General features: G+C 39.2%; 22 protein-coding genes. All 22 read left to right on the top strand.

All coding sequences use genetic code 11. The annotated features are described in order from the left end of the window. Positions 1-14: 14 nt before the first annotated feature. The 22 genes from rpoC (at position 15) to rplE (ending at position 17234) form a co-directional block, all read left to right on the top strand. Positions 15-3620 (top strand): DNA-directed RNA polymerase subunit beta', encoded by a 3606-nt coding sequence (gene rpoC, locus ACFFIS_RS07895; RefSeq protein WP_390186884.1) that lies wholly within the window; start codon positions 15-17, stop codon positions 3618-3620. Positions 3621-3851: 231 nt separating this feature from the next. Next, the gene (locus tag ACFFIS_RS07900) at positions 3852-4121 is read left to right on the top strand and encodes a 50S ribosomal protein L7ae-like protein (RefSeq protein ID WP_320380897.1); all 270 of its coding nucleotides are present in this window, start codon (positions 3852-3854) and stop codon (positions 4119-4121) included. 137 nt (positions 4122-4258) lie between these two features. Continuing rightward, positions 4259-4675 carry a 30S ribosomal protein S12 gene (gene rpsL / locus ACFFIS_RS07905; protein ID WP_390186885.1) on the top strand — a complete coding sequence of 139 codons (417 nt, stop codon included), beginning with the start codon at positions 4259-4261 and terminating at the stop codon, positions 4673-4675. Between the two features lie 38 nt (positions 4676-4713). After that, the gene (rpsG, locus tag ACFFIS_RS07910; protein ID WP_320380898.1) at positions 4714-5184 is read left to right on the top strand and encodes a 30S ribosomal protein S7; all 471 of its coding nucleotides are present in this window, start codon (positions 4714-4716) and stop codon (positions 5182-5184) included. Positions 5185-5243: 59 nt separating this feature from the next. Further along, a complete protein-coding gene (fusA, locus tag ACFFIS_RS07915; RefSeq protein ID WP_390186887.1) occupies positions 5244-7322 on the top strand; it encodes an elongation factor G in 2079 nt (692 codons plus the stop codon). 108 nt (positions 7323-7430) lie between these two features. Beyond that, a complete protein-coding gene (gene tuf, locus ACFFIS_RS07920; RefSeq protein ID WP_390186889.1) occupies positions 7431-8621 on the top strand; it encodes an elongation factor Tu in 1191 nt (396 codons plus the stop codon). A 302-nt stretch (positions 8622-8923) separates the two neighbouring features. Continuing rightward, complete coding sequence (locus ACFFIS_RS07925) at positions 8924-9604, top strand: hypothetical protein (RefSeq protein WP_390186891.1); 681 nt, start codon at positions 8924-8926, stop codon at positions 9602-9604. Between the two features lie 18 nt (positions 9605-9622). Then, the gene (locus ACFFIS_RS07930) at positions 9623-10363 is read left to right on the top strand and encodes an OmpA family protein (protein ID WP_320380905.1); all 741 of its coding nucleotides are present in this window, start codon (positions 9623-9625) and stop codon (positions 10361-10363) included. A 470-nt stretch (positions 10364-10833) separates the two neighbouring features. Further along, complete coding sequence (gene rpsJ, locus ACFFIS_RS07935; RefSeq protein WP_390186892.1) at positions 10834-11142, top strand: 30S ribosomal protein S10; 309 nt, start codon at positions 10834-10836, stop codon at positions 11140-11142. A 25-nt stretch (positions 11143-11167) separates the two neighbouring features. Then, positions 11168-11797, top strand: coding sequence for a 50S ribosomal protein L3 (gene rplC / locus ACFFIS_RS07940; protein ID WP_320380906.1), 630 nt, complete (start codon positions 11168-11170; stop codon positions 11795-11797). Between the two features lie 26 nt (positions 11798-11823). Next, the gene (rplD, locus tag ACFFIS_RS07945; RefSeq protein WP_320380907.1) at positions 11824-12447 is read left to right on the top strand and encodes a 50S ribosomal protein L4; all 624 of its coding nucleotides are present in this window, start codon (positions 11824-11826) and stop codon (positions 12445-12447) included. After that, positions 12447-12734: a 50S ribosomal protein L23 gene (gene rplW / locus ACFFIS_RS07950; RefSeq protein ID WP_320380908.1), complete on the top strand. Its 288-nt coding sequence runs from the start codon at positions 12447-12449 to the stop codon at positions 12732-12734. The genes rplD and rplW overlap by 1 nt, the downstream gene beginning before the upstream one ends. Before the next feature lie 30 nt (positions 12735-12764). Next, positions 12765-13595 (top strand): 50S ribosomal protein L2, encoded by an 831-nt coding sequence (gene rplB / locus ACFFIS_RS07955; protein ID WP_320380910.1) that lies wholly within the window; start codon positions 12765-12767, stop codon positions 13593-13595. Positions 13596-13655: 60 nt separating this feature from the next. Then, positions 13656-13934, top strand: coding sequence for a 30S ribosomal protein S19 (gene rpsS, locus ACFFIS_RS07960; protein WP_320380911.1), 279 nt, complete (start codon positions 13656-13658; stop codon positions 13932-13934). A gap of 18 nt (positions 13935-13952) precedes the next feature. Continuing rightward, entirely contained in the window at positions 13953-14294 is a 342-nt protein-coding gene (rplV, locus tag ACFFIS_RS07965) for a 50S ribosomal protein L22 (RefSeq protein ID WP_320380912.1), read from the top strand. 3 nt (positions 14295-14297) lie between these two features. Further along, positions 14298-14939 carry a 30S ribosomal protein S3 gene (gene rpsC / locus ACFFIS_RS07970; RefSeq protein ID WP_320380914.1) on the top strand — a complete coding sequence of 214 codons (642 nt, stop codon included), beginning with the start codon at positions 14298-14300 and terminating at the stop codon, positions 14937-14939. Positions 14940-14957: 18 nt separating this feature from the next. Beyond that, on the top strand, positions 14958-15392 hold the full coding sequence (gene rplP / locus ACFFIS_RS07975; protein ID WP_320380915.1) for a 50S ribosomal protein L16: 435 nt from the start codon (positions 14958-14960) through the stop codon (positions 15390-15392). Further along, positions 15382-15582: a 50S ribosomal protein L29 gene (gene rpmC / locus ACFFIS_RS07980; RefSeq protein WP_320381526.1), complete on the top strand. Its 201-nt coding sequence runs from the start codon at positions 15382-15384 to the stop codon at positions 15580-15582. Before rplP ends, rpmC begins: the two co-directional genes overlap by 11 nt. A 23-nt stretch (positions 15583-15605) precedes the next feature. Then, a complete protein-coding gene (rpsQ, locus tag ACFFIS_RS07985) occupies positions 15606-15869 on the top strand; it encodes a 30S ribosomal protein S17 (protein WP_320380916.1) in 264 nt (87 codons plus the stop codon). A 48-nt stretch (positions 15870-15917) separates the two neighbouring features. Beyond that, a complete protein-coding gene (gene rplN / locus ACFFIS_RS07990; RefSeq protein WP_390186896.1) occupies positions 15918-16286 on the top strand; it encodes a 50S ribosomal protein L14 in 369 nt (122 codons plus the stop codon). A gap of 70 nt (positions 16287-16356) precedes the next feature. Further along, a complete protein-coding gene (rplX, locus tag ACFFIS_RS07995) occupies positions 16357-16668 on the top strand; it encodes a 50S ribosomal protein L24 (protein ID WP_390186897.1) in 312 nt (103 codons plus the stop codon). A gap of 26 nt (positions 16669-16694) precedes the next feature. After that, positions 16695-17234 carry a 50S ribosomal protein L5 gene (gene rplE / locus ACFFIS_RS08000; protein ID WP_320380917.1) on the top strand — a complete coding sequence of 180 codons (540 nt, stop codon included), beginning with the start codon at positions 16695-16697 and terminating at the stop codon, positions 17232-17234. The last annotated feature ends 26 nt before the right edge of the window (positions 17235-17260 follow it).

Consider the following 17260-nt stretch of genomic DNA (forward strand, 5'->3'; position numbering starts at 1 on the left):
AGGGAGGTAGACCCTTGTTAGATGTAAATAATTTTGAGTATATGAAGATTGGCCTTGCGTCACCAGAAAAGATCCGTTCTTGGTCATTTGGTGAAGTAAAGAAACCAGAAACAATTAATTATCGTACATTAAAGCCTGAAAAGGATGGTCTATTTTGTGAGCGGATTTTTGGTCCTACAAAGGACTGGGAATGTCATTGCGGAAAATATAAACGTGTACGCTACAAAGGTGTCGTTTGTGACCGCTGTGGTGTAGAAGTGACAAAAGCAAAAGTTCGCCGTGAAAGAATGGGACACATAGAATTAGCTGCACCAGTTTCACATATTTGGTATTTTAAAGGAATACCTAGTCGGATGGGGTTAATCCTCGATATGTCGCCACGTGCGCTTGAGGAAGTAATTTACTTTGCGGCCTATATTGTAACAGAATCAGGTAATACGCCACTTGAGAAGAAACAACTATTATCTGAGAGAGAATACCGTGAGTATTACAGTAAATACGGTAATTCATTCAAAGCACAAATGGGTGCAGAGGCAATCCGTAAACTATTACAAGACATCGACTTAGAAAAAGAATCTGAAGCATTAAAAGAAGAGTTAAAAACAGCACAAGGGCAAAGAAGAACGCGTGCGATTCGTCGTTTGGAAGTAATGGAGGCATTTCGTCATTCGGGTAATGAGCCATCTTGGATGGTATTAGACGTATTGCCAGTTATCCCTCCTGAAATTAGACCGATGGTACAGCTTGATGGAGGAAGATTTGCAACATCTGATCTAAACGATTTATATCGTCGAGTTATTAACCGTAATAACCGTCTTAAGCGTTTATTAGATCTTGGAGCACCTAGCATTATCGTACAAAACGAAAAACGCATGCTTCAAGAAGCGGTTGATGCACTAATTGATAACGGTCGTCGCGGTCGCCCGGTTACTGGACCAGGAAATAGACCTTTGAAATCTCTTTCCCATATGTTAAAAGGGAAGCAAGGCCGTTTCCGTCAAAACTTACTTGGTAAACGTGTAGACTATTCTGGTCGTTCTGTTATTGTTGTTGGACCGAATTTAAAAATGTACCAATGTGGATTACCAAAAGAAATGGCATTGGAACTTTTCAAGCCATTTGTAATGAAAGAGCTTGTTGAACAAGGTGTTGCGCATAACATTAAATCAGCAAAGCGTAAAATTGAGCGTATGAACCCGGAAGTTTGGGATGTGCTAGAAGAGGTTATTAGAGAACATCCAGTACTATTAAACCGTGCACCTACATTGCATAGGTTAGGTATTCAAGCATTTGAACCAACACTTGTAGAGGGGCGCGCAATTCGTTTACATCCACTCGTTTGTACAGCATATAACGCTGACTTTGATGGTGACCAAATGGCGGTACACGTACCACTTTCTGCCGAAGCGCAAGCAGAAGCACGCATTTTAATGTTGGCGGCACAAAACATCTTGAACCCGAAAGACGGTAAACCAGTTGTTACACCGTCACAAGATATGGTTTTAGGAAACTACTATCTTACATTAGAACGTGAAAATGCCGTTGGAGAAGGTAAGGTATTTAAGAGTGTGGCAGAAGCACTCATCGCCTATCAAAATGGCTACGTGCATTTGCATACGAGAGTCGCTGTAAAGGCTTCTAGTGTAAACAACCAAACGTTTACAGAAGAACAGCAAAATCAAATGCTATTAACAACTGTCGGGAAGTTGATCTTTAATGAAATTTTACCAGATACATTCCCGTACATTAACGAGCCAACGAAGTTTAATTTAGAGGTGCGTACACCAGAAAAATATTTCGTTGAACTCGGAACAAATCTTGTAGAAGAAATCCAGTCTCGAGATTTGGTTAAACCATTTAAAAAAGGTTTCTTAGGAGATATAATCGCGGAAGTATTTAAGCGATTTAAGATAACAGAAACATCGAAAATGCTAGATCGTCTAAAAGATCTTGGATTTAAGTTTTCTACTAAAGCAGGTATGACTGTAGGGGTTTCCGACATTCTTGTATTACCTGATAAGGAAGAAATACTTGAAGAAGCACAAGATAAAGTTGATCGTGTCTTAAAACAGTTCCGTCGTGGTTTAATTACAGAGGAAGAGCGCTATGACCGTGTTATTGCAATTTGGTCACAAGCAAAAGATACGATTCAAGATAAACTAATGGAATCCTTGGATAATCGTAACCCAATCTTCATGATGAGTGATTCCGGTGCAAGGGGTAACCCATCGAACTTTACGCAATTAGCTGGTATGCGCGGATTAATGGCGAACCCGGCTGGTCGTATTATTGAGTTACCGATTAAATCAAGTTTCCGTGAAGGATTAACCGTATTAGAGTACTTTATTTCGACACACGGTGCGAGAAAAGGACTTGCGGATACGGCCCTTAAAACAGCCGACTCAGGTTACCTCACACGACGTCTTGTTGATGTTGCACAGGATGTTATCGTTCGCGAAACAGATTGTGGAACAGACAGAGGTTCAGCGGTATCTGCTATTATGGATGGAGCCGAGTTAATTGAACCACTAACAGATCGACTCATTGGTAGAACTGCCTTTGAAAATGTGAAACATCCTGAATCTGGCGAAACAATTGTTGCTAAAAATGAAGTTATTACAGAAGATCAAGCGAGAGAGATTACAGAAGCCGGTATTGAAACGGTAACAATACGTACAGTATTTAACTGTAATACGAAACATGGTGTCTGTAAGAAATGTTATGGCAGAAACCTAGCAACTGGTTCTGAGGTAGAGGTAGGAGAAGCGGTTGGTATTATTGCAGCACAGTCCATTGGTGAACCAGGAACACAGCTTACAATGCGTACGTTCCATACAGGTGGAGTTGCTGGAGATGATATTACCCAAGGTTTACCGCGTATTCAGGAACTATTTGAAGCGCGCAATCCAAAAGGGCAAGCGCTTATTAGTGAAATCTACGGAACTGTCCTTGATATTCAAGGAGAGAAGGATAAGAAGGAAATTATTATCCAAGGTGAAGTAGAACAAAAATCATATACTGCACCGTATAATGCACGCTTGAAAGTTGTTGTGGGCGATGAAGTAATTGCCGGTCAAGAACTTACGGAAGGTTCTATCGATCCAAAAGAATTAATCCGTGTGCAAGGTGTAGAAGGCGTACAGGACTATCTATTACGCGAAGTACAACGCGTGTACCGTTTACAAGGTGTAGAAATTGGTGATAAACACGTAGAAGTAATGGTTCGACAAATGCTTCGTAAAGTCCGTGTCATGGATGCGGGTGAAACGAATGTGTTACCAGGATCACTTCTTGAAATCCATCAATTTAAGGAAGCAAACCTTAAAGCGTTACAAGAAGGTAAACAGCCAGCTGTCGGAAAACCGGTATTACTCGGTATAACGAAAGCATCACTTGAGACAGACTCGTTCTTATCAGCGGCATCGTTCCAAGAAACAACACGTGTTCTAACAGATGCAGCAATTAAAGGTAAGACTGATGAACTATTAGGTCTAAAAGAAAACGTCATTATCGGAAAACTTGTTCCTGCAGGTACAGGAATGCAACGATACCGTCGTATTCAAGCACCAAACTTCGAAACGGAAGAAAATACGGAAGAAGTAGAAGAAACAGTGCAATAAATTGTAAAAGTGTAGGCGCCGCTGTATGCGGTGGTCATCACTACAGGAAAGAAGTCAGCTATTAAAAATGCTGACCTCTTTCCGCATTATTTTTTATCATTATTTATGAGAACAATAAAAAAACGGAATATCGAGAAAGATTATTACATTTCGAGTTGACATTAAAAAACGAGAATGATAATATATTCAAGGTGATTCCGTTTAAAAAAGTTGCTTTGGAGGATTTTACGGATGTCTTATGAAAAAGTAACGCAATCAAAATCACATTTGATTATTGGAACAAAGCAGACCATAAAAGCAATGGAAAATGGCGAAATAAGTGAAGTTATTATTGCGAGTGATGCAGATCCTAGGGTGACGCAAAAGGTCGCAGAAACTGCAAATGAATTAGGGGTAACCTGTCATTCTGTAGATTCCAAGAAAAAACTAGGTCGCGCTTGCGGTATTGATGTTGGTGCATCGGCTGTTGCGATTAAAAAGACCGTATCACTTTCATCATAGATAACAATAAACGTATTGCTTTGTTTTTTTACCCAAAGATGAACCGCCTGGATGTGTGGCTTTAGAAAACATACAAACAGTAATTGGTTTCAACAGTGATTTTTGTATGATACAAACAACCGAAAGGAGGAAAAATAATGCCTACAATTAATCAACTTATACGTAAAGGTCGTGTAAGCAAACCAAAGAAATCTGACTCACCAGCACTAAACAGAGGTTACAATAGCTTTAAAAAGAAATTTACAAATGTAAACTCACCACAAAAACGTGGCGTATGTACTCGTGTTGGTACACTAACACCGAAAAAACCAAACTCAGCACTTCGTAAATATGCGCGTGTTCGTTTATCTAATAACATGGAAGTAACTGCATATATTCCTGGTATTGGCCATAACTTACAGGAGCACAGTGTTGTATTACTTCGTGGTGGACGTGTAAAAGACTTACCAGGGGTTCGTTACCACATCGTACGTGGTGCACTAGATACTGCTGGAGTTGAAGGACGTCAACAAGGCCGTTCTAAATACGGTGCAAAAAGACCTAAACAAAAATAATGTAATCACAACTAGGAGATAGGAAAGGAGGAGGCCATATGCCACGTAAAGGACCAGTACCTAAACGCGATGTATTGCCAGATCCACTTTATAATTCAAAATTGGTTACTCGTTTGATTAACCAAATTATGGTGGATGGAAAACGAGGAAAGGCACAAAAGATTCTTTATAAAGCATTTGAAATTGTTGGTCAAAGAAGCGGTCAAAATCCGATGGAAGTATTTGAGCAAGCAATGAAAAATGTGATGCCAGTCCTTGAAGTACGCGCTCGCCGTGTTGGGGGTTCTAACTACCAAGTACCAATGGAAGTTCGCCCTGAACGTCGTCAAGCACTAGGACTTCGTTTTCTTGTAAACTATTCACGTTTACGCGGTGAAAAAACAATGGAAGAACGCTTAGCAAATGAAATTCTTGATGCATCTAACAACACAGGAGCTGCTGTTAAGAAACGCGAAGAATTGCATAAAATGGCAGAAGCAAACAAAGCTTTTGCACACTATCGTTGGTAAGCTAAATTATCTATTAAAATATAAAATAAAAGAATTATTTATAGGAAGGAGAAGAATACATGGCTAGAGAGTTCTCCTTGGAAAAGACACGTAATATCGGTATTATGGCACACATTGATGCTGGAAAGACAACAACAACCGAACGTATTCTTTTCTACACAGGACGCATTCATAAGATTGGTGAAACGCACGAAGGTGCTTCACAGATGGACTGGATGGAGCAAGAACAAGAACGCGGAATTACAATTACTTCTGCGGCTACAACTGCTCAGTGGAAAGGACATCGAATTAATATCATTGACACTCCTGGACACGTAGACTTCACAGTTGAAGTTGAACGTTCCCTACGAGTACTTGATGGTGCAGTAACAGTACTTGATGCGCAATCAGGTGTAGAACCACAAACAGAAACAGTTTGGCGCCAAGCAACAACATATGGTGTTCCAAGAGTTGTGTTTATTAATAAAATGGATAAGATAGGTGCAGATTTCCTATACGCAACAAAGACTTTAAAAGATCGTTTAGGTGCTAATGCCCATCCTGTCCAAATGCCAATCGGAGCTGAAGATCAGTTCGATGGTATTATCGACCTCATTAACATGGAGGCACACTTCTACCTTGATGATTTAGGAACGAAAGATGAATCAAAAGAAATTCCTGATGAATACAAGGAACAAGCAGAAGAGCTTCGAGCTTCATTAGTAGAAGCAGTAGCTGAGCTAGATGAAGATCTTATGATGAAATTCTTAGAAGGAGAGGAAATCTCCAACGATGAATTAGTCGAAGCTATCCGTAAAGCTACACTAAACGTAGAATTTTACCCAGTATTCTGTGGATCTGCGTTTAAGAATAAAGGTGTACAGCTATTATTAGATGGTGTTATTGCTTATCTTCCTGCACCAACAGATATTGAGGCAATTAAAGGGATTGTTCCTGATACAGATGATGAAGTAGAACGTCCTGCTGATGATAAAGCACCATTCTCAGCACTAGCATTTAAAGTTATGACAGATCCATTCGTTGGTAAACTTACATTCTTCCGCGTTTACTCAGGTACACTTCATTCAGGTTCATATGTTATGAACTCGACGAAAGATAAACGTGAAAGAATTGGTCGTATCCTACAGATGCACGCAAACCACCGTGAAGAGATCTCTGAGATTCATAGTGGTGAAATTGCAGCTGCAGTTGGTTTGAAGGATACAGCTACTGGGGACACACTTTGTGATGAAAAGGATCTTGTTATTCTTGAATCAATGGAATTCCCAGAACCAGTTATCGAAGTCGCTATTGAGCCAAAAACAAAAGCTGACCAAGATAAAATGGGTATTGCTTTAGGTAAACTAGCTGAAGAAGATCCAACATTCAGAACTGAAATGAACGCAGAAACTGGTCAAACGATCATCGCTGGTATGGGTGAGCTTCACCTTGATGTAATTGTTGACCGTCTAAAACGTGAATTTAAAGTTGAGGCAAATGTTGGTGCTCCACAAGTTGCTTATCGCGAAACATTCCGTGGATCTGCTGAAGTTGAAGGTAAATTCATTCGTCAGTCTGGTGGTCGTGGACAGTACGGTCACGTATGGGTTAAATACGAACCACTTGAAGAAGGCGCTGGCTTTGAATTTGAAAACAAAATTGTCGGTGGTGTTGTACCACGTGAATACATTCCAGCTGTTGAATCTGGAATTAAAGATGCACTAGAAAACGGTGTGTTAGCAGGATACCCATTAATCGATGTGAAAGCATCATTATTTGATGGTAGTTATCATGATGTTGACTCTAACGAGATGGCATTTAAAATTGCTGGATCTATGTCTCTAAGAGCAGCTAAAGATAAATGTAGTCCTGTTCTACTTGAACCTATGATGAGTGTTGAAATTGTAATCCCAGAAGAATATATGGGAGACATTATGGGTGATGTTACATCTCGTCGTGGACGTGTTGATGGTATGGAAACGCGTGGTAATGCACAATTAGTTCGCGCATATGTACCATTAGCTGAAATGTTCGGTTATGCAACTGCACTTCGTTCAAACACACAAGGTCGTGGAACATATACAATGGTATTTGACCACTATGAAGAAGTACCAAAAAGCATTTCTGAAGAAATTATTAAGAAAAATGCTGGTGAATAATTGCTTTTTTGAGCAATGTCACGTATAACTTTATTTAGAGACTTAGAAATTTCTAAGTTAAATATAAAAATATAAACTACTTTTATTTTATTAAAGGAGGAACTATAAATGGCTAAAGAAAAATTCGATCGCTCCAAATCGCACGTAAACGTTGGTACGTTAGGACACGTTGACCACGGTAAAACTACATTAACTGCTGCAATTACTACTGTAATGCACAAAAGAAATGGTTCTGGTGACGCAATGGCTTATGACCAAATTGACGGTGCACCAGAAGAGAAAGAGCGTGGTATTACAATCGCAACTTCTCACGTTGAGTATGAAACAGAAACTCGTCACTATGCACACGTAGACTGCCCAGGTCACGCTGACTATGTTAAAAACATGATCACTGGTGCTGCACAAATGGACGGTGCTATTCTAGTAGTATCTGCTGCTGATGGCCCAATGCCACAAACACGTGAGCACATTCTACTTTCACGTAACGTAGGGGTACCTGCATTCGTAGTATTCATGAACAAAGTAGATATGGTTGATGATGAAGAACTACTTGAATTAGTTGAAATGGAAGTACGTGACCTATTAACAGAATATGACTTCCCTGGTGATGATATTCCTGTTATCAAAGGTTCTGCACTAAAAGCACTAGAAGGCGTTGAAGAATACGAAGAGAAAATCGTTGAATTGATGAATGCAGTTGACGAATATATTCCAACTCCAGAACGTGACACTGACAAACCATTCATGATGCCAGTTGAGGACGTATTCTCAATCACTGGTCGTGGAACAGTTGCTACAGGCCGTGTTGAACGTGGTCAAGTTAAAGTCGGTGACGAAGTTGAAGTAATCGGTCTTGCTGAAGAAGCTAAGAAAACTACTGTAACAGGTGTTGAAATGTTCCGTAAGCTTCTTGATTATGCTGAAGCTGGAGACAACATTGGTGCACTTCTTCGTGGGGTAACTCGTGAAGAAATCAACCGTGGTCAAGTACTTGCAAAGCCAGGTACAATTACACCACATACAAATTTTAAAGCAGAAGTTTATGTTCTATCTAAAGAAGAAGGTGGACGTCATACTCCATTCTTCACAAACTATCGCCCACAGTTCTACTTCCGTACAACGGATGTAACTGGTGTTGTTCATCTTCCAGAAGGCGTAGAAATGGTTATGCCTGGAGATAACATTGAAATGAATGTTGAATTAATTTCACCAATCGCTATTGAAGAAGGTACACGTTTCTCTATCCGTGAGGGTGGACGTACAGTTGGATCTGGCGTAGTATCTTCAATTGTAAAGTAATTTAATAATTGTACAGTAAACAGGTAGCTATCCCGGGATATAGCTACCTGTTTTTTTGTTTAACGAGATTCGATTGTATTAGGCTCTTCTTCTAAGATAATAATCTCCTCCTACGATATACGCATGTTGAATATAAGCCAAAGTAAGGAATACCACATTTTATAACTTAAACTGCATGAATCAGCTTAGGTCTTTCATCCTATTCAATATAAATTTAAATATTAAGCCCTATGTACACAAGTAGACTTTCAGATAATAATGTTAATACAGGTCATTAATTATAAAATAGAGGAGATAGAATCATGAACAATCAAATAAAGGGATGGAAGAGGTTCATTACAATTTTCACGATATTACTAGTTTTTATTATGGTGACTGCTTGTAGTAATAAGGCAAATAAAAAAGAAGATGAATCAAAAGGTGAAAGTCAAGTAGTGGAAAAGGAGAACGGCAATCAAGATGATGGTGAAAACAAACAACATGAGCAATCAGAGGACGCTTCAAAAACAGACGAAACTGGACCGGACGATGAGACAGAGGATGAAGACGGAGCAGATAATGAGGCATCAGAGATAGAAGATGATAATTTACCTGATGAAATGAAAGTCGGTGTGCAACAAAGCCATGAAAACGGTACGGTAGTGACAGTTGACAGCATAAGCTTTGATGAAGAGTATGTCATTGTACATATCACAGCAATTAACGGAAAGGATTCCTATATTAAATTGACATACAATATTTGGGACGGTGCAAAATTAGTAGATGACACAGGTTTTGAATATCATTATTTAGCGCCAGAGGATAATCGTGACTTAAGAATAGAAAGTGGTGAAAGGTTAACAGGTTCCCTTGTATTTATTGGAAGATTACAGGATGAAGCGAAAAGTTTAAATTTAACTTTTAACCCCGGGAATCCACAAGATAATAGTAAACATGATTATGATCCCAAGTTAATTTTTAAAGATATTGAGATTAAACGATAAATAATGGAGGGAGTGAAGATGAAAAGAGGAAGTAAATTACGAACGAAAAGGCCATTTTATCTTTTTTTAATAGCGTGCTTCTTACTTTTGTTGTTAGCCGCATGTGCGAAGCAAACAGATTCTAAACAGGTAGAAAATCAAAAACTGAAAGAAACAGAAATGCAAGCTGATGTTGAATCAGAAGTGGTGGAAGGTAAAGTAAACAAGCCGATTGAAGAGGAAATTGCGATTGAGGATATGTCAGATGCGGAAATAAGAGAGCGGTATGAAGCATCACAAGTGATGACATCAGTGATGGTAAGGAGTAGGGTCACAACGAGTAAAGCAGCCCCATCACAAATTGAAAAAGAAGTAATGCAAACATTAGATGACTTTAATGCGGTAAAAGCTGACGGAGGCACAATGCTTACATTACCAGACCATATTTTATTTGACTTTGATTCCGATCAACTTCGTAATGAGGCAAATAAAGTACTAGCACAACTTGTCCAAGTTATTGATACTGCAGGAGGTACAGTTACAATATTGGGACATACGGATAGTAAGGGTACTGCTACATATAACCAAGCGTTATCAGAAAGACGAGCCCAAGCAGTAAAGGACGCACTTGTACAAAAGGGAATAGCGTCATCCAAAATGGAGGCAATTGGTAAGGGGGATACCGAACCAATTGCAAATAATGCACATCCGAATGGAAAGGATAATCCAAAAGGTAGACAACAAAATCGACGTGTAGAAGTAGTCGTGCAAGGACTTTAAATATAGTGCAGTATGGACAATTTTTAAGAAGAGAGAAAGGTATCCACATATTGATACTTTCTCTCTTTTTTAATGGCGGTAAGAAAAAATGATTTGTATGAATAAAAGTGGCTATTTCATGCCATGATGGGAATGTATATTTATGGAAGAGTTAAATCGATATGCGCAAAAAGAAAAAGGTAGATAAACATAACAAAAGAATTTTATAGATTCCCTTGCAATCAAGTGTAATAGTTTGTATAATACATAAATGTGCAAACCGATAGAGTTTAAGAAAAAGGTTGCTTTGGTCGCGTTTTTTCTATATAATAAGAACGTTGGCCATATAAGAGGATAGCCGCAAAGGTATCCCAAACAGCGCGATGATGTGGAAGGTTGTTGGCACACCCGGCCCCTTTGCCATGGCGAGTGACCAAGAAATTTTCACGGAGTATGTCTGTTTATAAAATAGGCGTAAAGGAGGGAAAGTAATGGCAAAAGAGAAAATCAGAATTCGTTTAAAAGCTTATGATCACCGTATTTTAGATCAATCAGCTGAAAAAATCGTGAACACCGCAAAACGTTCGGGAGCAAATGTGTCAGGTCCAATTCCATTACCAACTGAGAAGTCAATCTACACAATTCTACGTGCGGTACACAAGTACAAAGATTCACGTGAACAATTCGAAATGCGTACACATAAACGTCTAATCGATATTGTTAATCCAACACCACAAACGGTTGATTCGTTAATGCGTCTTGACTTACCATCTGGTGTTGATATAGAAATTAAATTATAAGAGATATTTATAGGAGGTGTAACGGATGACGAAAGGAATCTTAGGTCGCAAAATCGGCATGACTCAATTGTTTACGGAAGACGGTGAACTTATTCCGGTAACAGTAGTGCAAGCTGAGCCGAATGTCGTTTTACAAAAGCGCACATTAGAAAATGACGGTTATGAAGCCATTCAAATAGGCTTTGCTGATGAAAAAGAATCTCGTACAAATAAAGCGAAAAAGGGTCATGCTGAAAAAGCAAACACAACCCCTAAGCGCTACATTCGTGAGATCCGTGATGCTAACCTTGGCGAGTATGAAGTAGGCCAAGCAATTAGTGTTGAAGTTTTCCAAGCTGGCGATAAAGTTGATGTAACTGGAACTTCGAAGGGTAAAGGTTTCCAAGGCTCAATTAAACGTCATAATCATTCACGCGGACCAATGAGTCACGGTTCACGTTATCATAGAGGTTCAGGTTCTATGGGTGCAGTTGATGCGGCTCGTGTATTTAAAGGTAAAAAACTCCCAGGACATATGGGTTCTGAGCAAGTAACCATTCAAAACTTAGAAATTGCAAGTGTTGATGTTGAACGCAACCTACTATTAATTAAAGGTAATGTTCCAGGAGCAAGAAAATCTTACGTAAAAATCACGAGTGCAGTAAAGGCTAAATAATCACATACATGAAGGGAGGATATGTCATGCCTAAAGTAGCACTTTTTAAACAAGACGGATCAAAAGCTGGAGAAGTTGAATTAAACGACTCCGTATTCGGTATCGAACCAAATACACATGTATTACACGAAGCAGTAGTCATGCAACAAGCATCGATGCGTCAAGGTACACACAAAGTTAAAAATCGCGCGGCGGTTAGCGGCGGTGGTCGTAAACCATGGCGTCAAAAAGGAACAGGTCGTGCTCGTCAAGGGTCTATTCGTTCGCCTCAATGGGTTGGCGGTGGTGTAGTATTTGGACCAACTCCACGTAGCTACAGCTATAGATTACCTAAAAAAGTACGCCGTTTAGCTCTAAGATCTGCGTTATCTTCTAAAGTAATTGAAGAAAACTTAGTAGTATTAGAAGGCTTAACATTTGAAGCACCAAAAACAAAACAAGTTGTTTCATTACTAGATGCATTAAAAGTTGAAGGCAAAGCGTTAATTGTTACAACGGAAAGAGATGAAAACCTAATCCGTTCTTCAAGTAACCTTCAAAAAGTCAATGTTTTGACTGTTGAAGAAGTCAACGTACTAGACTTGTTATCGCATGACAAGCTAATCCTTACAAAGGATGCAGCTGAAAAAGCAGGGGAGGTGTTCGCGTAATGAAAGATCCACGTGATATTATTAAACGCCCTGTCATTACTGAACATTCTGCTGACTTAATGGCAGAGAAAAAGTATACTTTTGAAGTAAATCCAAAAGCAAACAAAACAGAAATCAAGGATGCTGTTGAACTTGTATTTGGTGTGAAAGTAGAAAAAGTAAACACGATGAATTTAAAAGGTAAATTCAAGCGTATGGGCCGCTACGGTGGTTATCGCTCAGATCGTAAGAAAGCTATCGTTCAGCTTTCAGCAGACAGCAAAGATTTAGATTTCTTTGAAGCATAAGTTTAAAATGTAGTGAAGGAGGGAAAAAAGATGGCGATTAAAAAGTTCAGACCTACCTCAAATGGTAGACGTAATATGTCTATATCTGATTTTGCAGAAATCACAACAGACAAACCTGAAAAGTCTCTACTAAGTCCATTGCCAAAACGTGCAGGACGTAATAACCAAGGTAGAATTACGACTCGTCATCAAGGCGGCGGTCACAAACGTCAATATCGTATTATCGATTTCAAACGTGATAAAGACGGAATACCAGGACGCGTTGCTACGATTGAATATGATCCAAACCGTACAGCAAATATTGCTTTAATTCATTATGCGGATGGTGAAAAACGTTATATTCTAGCACCTAAAGGTTTGAAAGTAGGACAGCAAATTGAATCAGGAAAAGAAGCTGACATTAAAGTGGGTAACGCTTTAGCATTAGCTGATATTCCAGTAGGTACAATCATTCATAATGTAGAGCTTAAACCGGGCCGCGGTGGACAGCTAGCGCGTTCAGCTGGAGCTGAAGCACAAATTTTAGGCCGTGAAGATAAATACGTATTAGTACGTTTAGCTTCAGGAGAAGTTCGCTTAATTCTTGCTACTTGCCGCGCAACAATCGGTCAAGTTGGAAATATCGAACATGAATTAATTCGTGTTGGTAAAGCAGGACGTTCTCGTTGGTTAGGTAAGCGCCCAACTGTACGTGGATCTGTTATGAACCCAGTTGATCACCCACACGGTGGTGGTGAAGGTCGTTCACCTATCGGTCTTAAATCACCTGTTACACCTTGGGGTAAACCAACACTTGGTTATAAGACTCGTAAACGTAATAAACCGTCTAATAAATATATTGTTCGTAGTCGTAAAAAATAACAGAACAGATTAATATGACGGGAATGAAACCCGTCTCTTAACTCTGAAAGGAGGTTTACTATGGGTCGCAGCTTGAAAAAAGGACCTTTCGCAGATGATCATCTATTAAAAAAAGTTGAGGAAATGTCTGGAGCAGACAAAAAGCGTGTGATTAAAACTTGGTCACGTCGTTCTACAATCTTCCCAACATTTGTTGGTCATACAATCGCAGTTTATGATGGTCGTAAACATGTACCAGTCTATGTAACAGAAGATATGGTTGGTCATAAACTAGGAGAATTCGCACCAACTCGTTCATTCCGAGGACACTCTGGTGACGATAAGAAAACAAAACGTTAATGAGAGGAGGCACTCCATATGCAAGCAAAAGCAGTTGCAAAATCTGTTCGTATCGCTCCTCGTAAAGTTCGTTTAGTAGTAGATTTGATTCGAGGAAAAAATGTTGGTGAAGCAATCGCGATTTTAAACAACACTCAACGTGGTGCTTCTCCAGTCGTAGAGAAAGTTTTAAAGTCAGCAATCGCTAACGCTGAACACAACTACGAAATGGACGCAGATAACTTAGTGATTTCAGAAGCATACGTAAACGAAGGTATGACAATGAAACGTTTCCGTCCACGTGCACAAGGCCGTGCAAGTAAAATTAATAAACGCACAAGCCACATTACAGTGGTAGTGACTGAAAAGAAGGAGGGGTAGTTAGTGGGTCAAAAAGTAAATCCAACGGGTCTTCGCGTAGGTATTATAAAAGATTGGGAATCTAGATGGTATGCTGATAAAGAATATGCTGATCTTTTACACGAAGATATTAAAATTAGAGAATATCTTGAGAACCGCTTACGTACTGCCGCAGTATCTTCCATCGAGATTGAACGTGCAGCAAATCGCGTAAACATCACTATTCATACTGGTAAACCAGGTATGGTTATTGGTAAAGGCGGTTCTGAAGTAGAAGCATTACGTAAAACATTAAATAATATGACTGGCAAACGTGTCCATATTAATATTGTTGAAATTAAAAAAGTTGATATTGATGCACAACTAGTAGCAGAAAATATCGCTCGTCAATTAGAAAACCGTATTTCATTCCGACGCGCTCAAAAACAAGCTATCCAACGCGCAATGCGTGCAGGTGCAAAAGGTATTAAAACACAAGTATCTGGACGTCTTGGCGGAGCTGATATTGCTCGTGCGGAACATTACAGTGAAGGAACTGTACCACTTCACACACTACGTGCTGACATTGATTATGCACATGCGGAAGCAGACACTACTTATGGTAAATTAGGTGTTAAAGTGTGGATTTATCGTGGTGAAGTCCTTCCAGAAAGACCGAAAAAATAAGGAAGGGGGCTCATATCTATGTTAATGCCTAAACGTGTAAAATACCGTAGACAACATCGTGGTAGAATGAAAGGCCAAGCAAAAGGTGGCACAACCGTATCATTTGGTGAATATGGTTTACAAGCAACAGAAGCTTCTTGGATCACTGCACGTCAAATCGAAGCAGCGCGTATTGCTATGACCCGTTATATGAAACGTGGCGGTAAAGTTTGGATTAAAATTTTCCCGGATAAGCCATATACAGCAAAACCATTGGAAGTACGTATGGGTTCCGGTAAAGGGGCTCCAGAAGGCTGGGTAGCAGTTGTAAAACCTGGTAAAATTATGTTTGAAATTGCAGGTGTATCAGAAGAAGTTGCTCGTGAAGCACTACGTCTTGCATCACATAAATTGCCTATTAAAACTAAGTTTGTAAAACGTGAAGAAATTGGTGGTGAAATCAATGAAGGCTAAAGAAATCAGAGAACTAACCACTGCCGAAATTGAACAAAATGTAAAATCATTAAAAGAAGAATTATTTAACTTGCGCTTTCAACTTGCAACTGGACAATTAGAAAACACTGCACGTATTCGTGAAGTTAAAAAGTCTATTGCGCGTCTAAAAACAATTGCGCGTCAACGTGAACTAAGCGTTAACAACTGATTATGAGAGGAGGTTAGCCTCGGATGAGTGAACGTAATAATCGTAAAGTATACACAGGTCGTGTTGTATCAGATAAAATGGATAAAACCATTACAGTATTAGTAGAAACTTATAAAGTACACCCGCTATATAAAAAGCGCGTAAAGTACTCTAAGAAATTAAAAACTCATGATGAACAAAACCAGGCAAAAATCGGCGATATCGTTAAAATAATGGAAACTCGCCCACTATCAGCAACAAAACGATTCCGTCTGGTTGAAATCGTTGAAGAAGCAGTAATTATCTAATTAAAGTTCGCTCGGAATGAAAGATATCCGAAGGGAGGTCACAGCGATATGATTCAACAAGAAACTCGTTTAAAAGTTGCAGATAACTCAGGTGCACGTGAAGTCTTAGCAATTAAAGTGCTAGGTGGATCTGGACGTAAAACAGCTAATATCGGTGATGTAATTGTTTGTTCAGTAAAACAAGCAACACCAGGTGGCGTTGTCAAAAAAGGTGACGTTGTAAAAGCAGTAATTGTACGTACAAAAACAGGTGTACGTCGTAAAGATGGATCATACATTCGTTTTGATGAAAATGCTGCCGTAATTATTCGTGACGATAAGAGTCCAAGAGGAACACGTATTTTTGGACCAGTTGCACGTGAATTACGTGATGCACAATTCATGAAAATCGTATCTCTTGCTCCAGAAGTTTTATAAGAGTCGTTCAAAGATCTATTTGAACCTCTATAAGCACAAGAATTGACCTTGTTAAGGAGGTGCGTCAAGCATGCATGTAAAAAAAGGTGATAAAGTTAAAGTTATTTCCGGTAAAGACCGTGGTAAAGAAGGTACAATCCTAGAAGCATATCCAAAGAAAGACCGTGTTCTAGTTGAAGGTATTAATATGGTGAAAAAACACGCAAAACCTTCTCAAGATAATCCACAAGGTGGAATCTTAAATATAGAAGCACCAATTCATGTTTCTAATGTTATGCCGATTGATCCTAAAACTGGTGAACCGACTCGTGTAGGATATGAAGTACGTGATGGGAAAAAAGTTCGCATCGCTAAAAAATCCGGTGAGCCATTAGATAAATAAGTTGTTTGCGAAAGGAGGGCGACATGATGAATCAATTGAAACAAAAATATCAAGAAGAACTTGTACCTGCTTTAATGGAAAAATTCAATTATAAATCAGTTATGGAAGTTCCGAAATTAGAGAAGATTGTTGTGAATATGGGTGTTGGTGATGCAGTACAAAACGCAAAAGCGTTAGACAGTGCTGTTGAAGAACTGTCCCTACTTACAGGACAAAAACCTGTTGTTACTCGTGCGAAAAAGTCTATCGCTGGTTTCCGTCTTCGTGAAGGAATGCCAATTGGCGCGAAAGTTACACTTCGTGGTGAACGTATGTACGAATTCATGCAAAAATTAGTTGCTGTTTCATTACCACGTGTACGTGACTTCCGTGGTGTATCAAATAAAGCTTTTGATGGCCGTGGTAACTATACACTTGGTGTTAAAGAACAATTGATTTTCCCAGAGATAGAGTACGATAAAGTAAATAAAGTTCGTGGAATGGATATTGTTATCGTTACAACATCTAACACGGATGAAGAAGCTCGTGAATTATTAGCTCAATTAGGTATGCCGTTTAAAAAATAATGTAGAGCTAACATAAGGAGGGAAAA

The organism is Paracerasibacillus soli, from assembly GCF_042432965.1.
GTDB lineage: Bacteria > Bacillota > Bacilli > Bacillales > Amphibacillaceae > Paracerasibacillus > Paracerasibacillus soli.

Bases quoted from the DNA above. Each gene is read 5' to 3' on its own strand.
- ACFFIS_RS07900 (WP_320380897.1), top strand. From the start codon at position 3,852: ATGTCTTATGAAAAAGTAACGCAATCAAAATCACATTTGATTATTGGA.
- rpsL (WP_390186885.1), top strand. From the start codon at position 4,259: ATGCCTACAATTAATCAACTTATACGTAAAGGTCGTGTAAGCAAACCA.
- rpsG (WP_320380898.1), top strand. From the start codon at position 4,714: ATGCCACGTAAAGGACCAGTACCTAAACGCGATGTATTGCCAGATCCA.
- fusA (WP_390186887.1), top strand. From the start codon at position 5,244: ATGGCTAGAGAGTTCTCCTTGGAAAAGACACGTAATATCGGTATTATG.
- tuf (WP_390186889.1), top strand. From the start codon at position 7,431: ATGGCTAAAGAAAAATTCGATCGCTCCAAATCGCACGTAAACGTTGGT.
- ACFFIS_RS07925 (WP_390186891.1), top strand. From the start codon at position 8,924: ATGAACAATCAAATAAAGGGATGGAAGAGGTTCATTACAATTTTCACG.
- ACFFIS_RS07930 (WP_320380905.1), top strand. From the start codon at position 9,623: ATGAAAAGAGGAAGTAAATTACGAACGAAAAGGCCATTTTATCTTTTT.
- rpsJ (WP_390186892.1), top strand. From the start codon at position 10,834: ATGGCAAAAGAGAAAATCAGAATTCGTTTAAAAGCTTATGATCACCGT.
- rplC (WP_320380906.1), top strand. From the start codon at position 11,168: ATGACGAAAGGAATCTTAGGTCGCAAAATCGGCATGACTCAATTGTTT.
- rplD (WP_320380907.1), top strand. From the start codon at position 11,824: ATGCCTAAAGTAGCACTTTTTAAACAAGACGGATCAAAAGCTGGAGAA.
- rplW (WP_320380908.1), top strand. From the start codon at position 12,447: ATGAAAGATCCACGTGATATTATTAAACGCCCTGTCATTACTGAACAT.
- rplB (WP_320380910.1), top strand. From the start codon at position 12,765: ATGGCGATTAAAAAGTTCAGACCTACCTCAAATGGTAGACGTAATATG.
- rpsS (WP_320380911.1), top strand. From the start codon at position 13,656: ATGGGTCGCAGCTTGAAAAAAGGACCTTTCGCAGATGATCATCTATTA.
- rplV (WP_320380912.1), top strand. From the start codon at position 13,953: ATGCAAGCAAAAGCAGTTGCAAAATCTGTTCGTATCGCTCCTCGTAAA.
- rplP (WP_320380915.1), top strand. From the start codon at position 14,958: ATGTTAATGCCTAAACGTGTAAAATACCGTAGACAACATCGTGGTAGA.
- rpmC (WP_320381526.1), top strand. From the start codon at position 15,382: ATGAAGGCTAAAGAAATCAGAGAACTAACCACTGCCGAAATTGAACAA.
- rpsQ (WP_320380916.1), top strand. From the start codon at position 15,606: ATGAGTGAACGTAATAATCGTAAAGTATACACAGGTCGTGTTGTATCA.
- rplN (WP_390186896.1), top strand. From the start codon at position 15,918: ATGATTCAACAAGAAACTCGTTTAAAAGTTGCAGATAACTCAGGTGCA.
- rplX (WP_390186897.1), top strand. From the start codon at position 16,357: ATGCATGTAAAAAAAGGTGATAAAGTTAAAGTTATTTCCGGTAAAGAC.
- rplE (WP_320380917.1), top strand. From the start codon at position 16,695: ATGAATCAATTGAAACAAAAATATCAAGAAGAACTTGTACCTGCTTTA.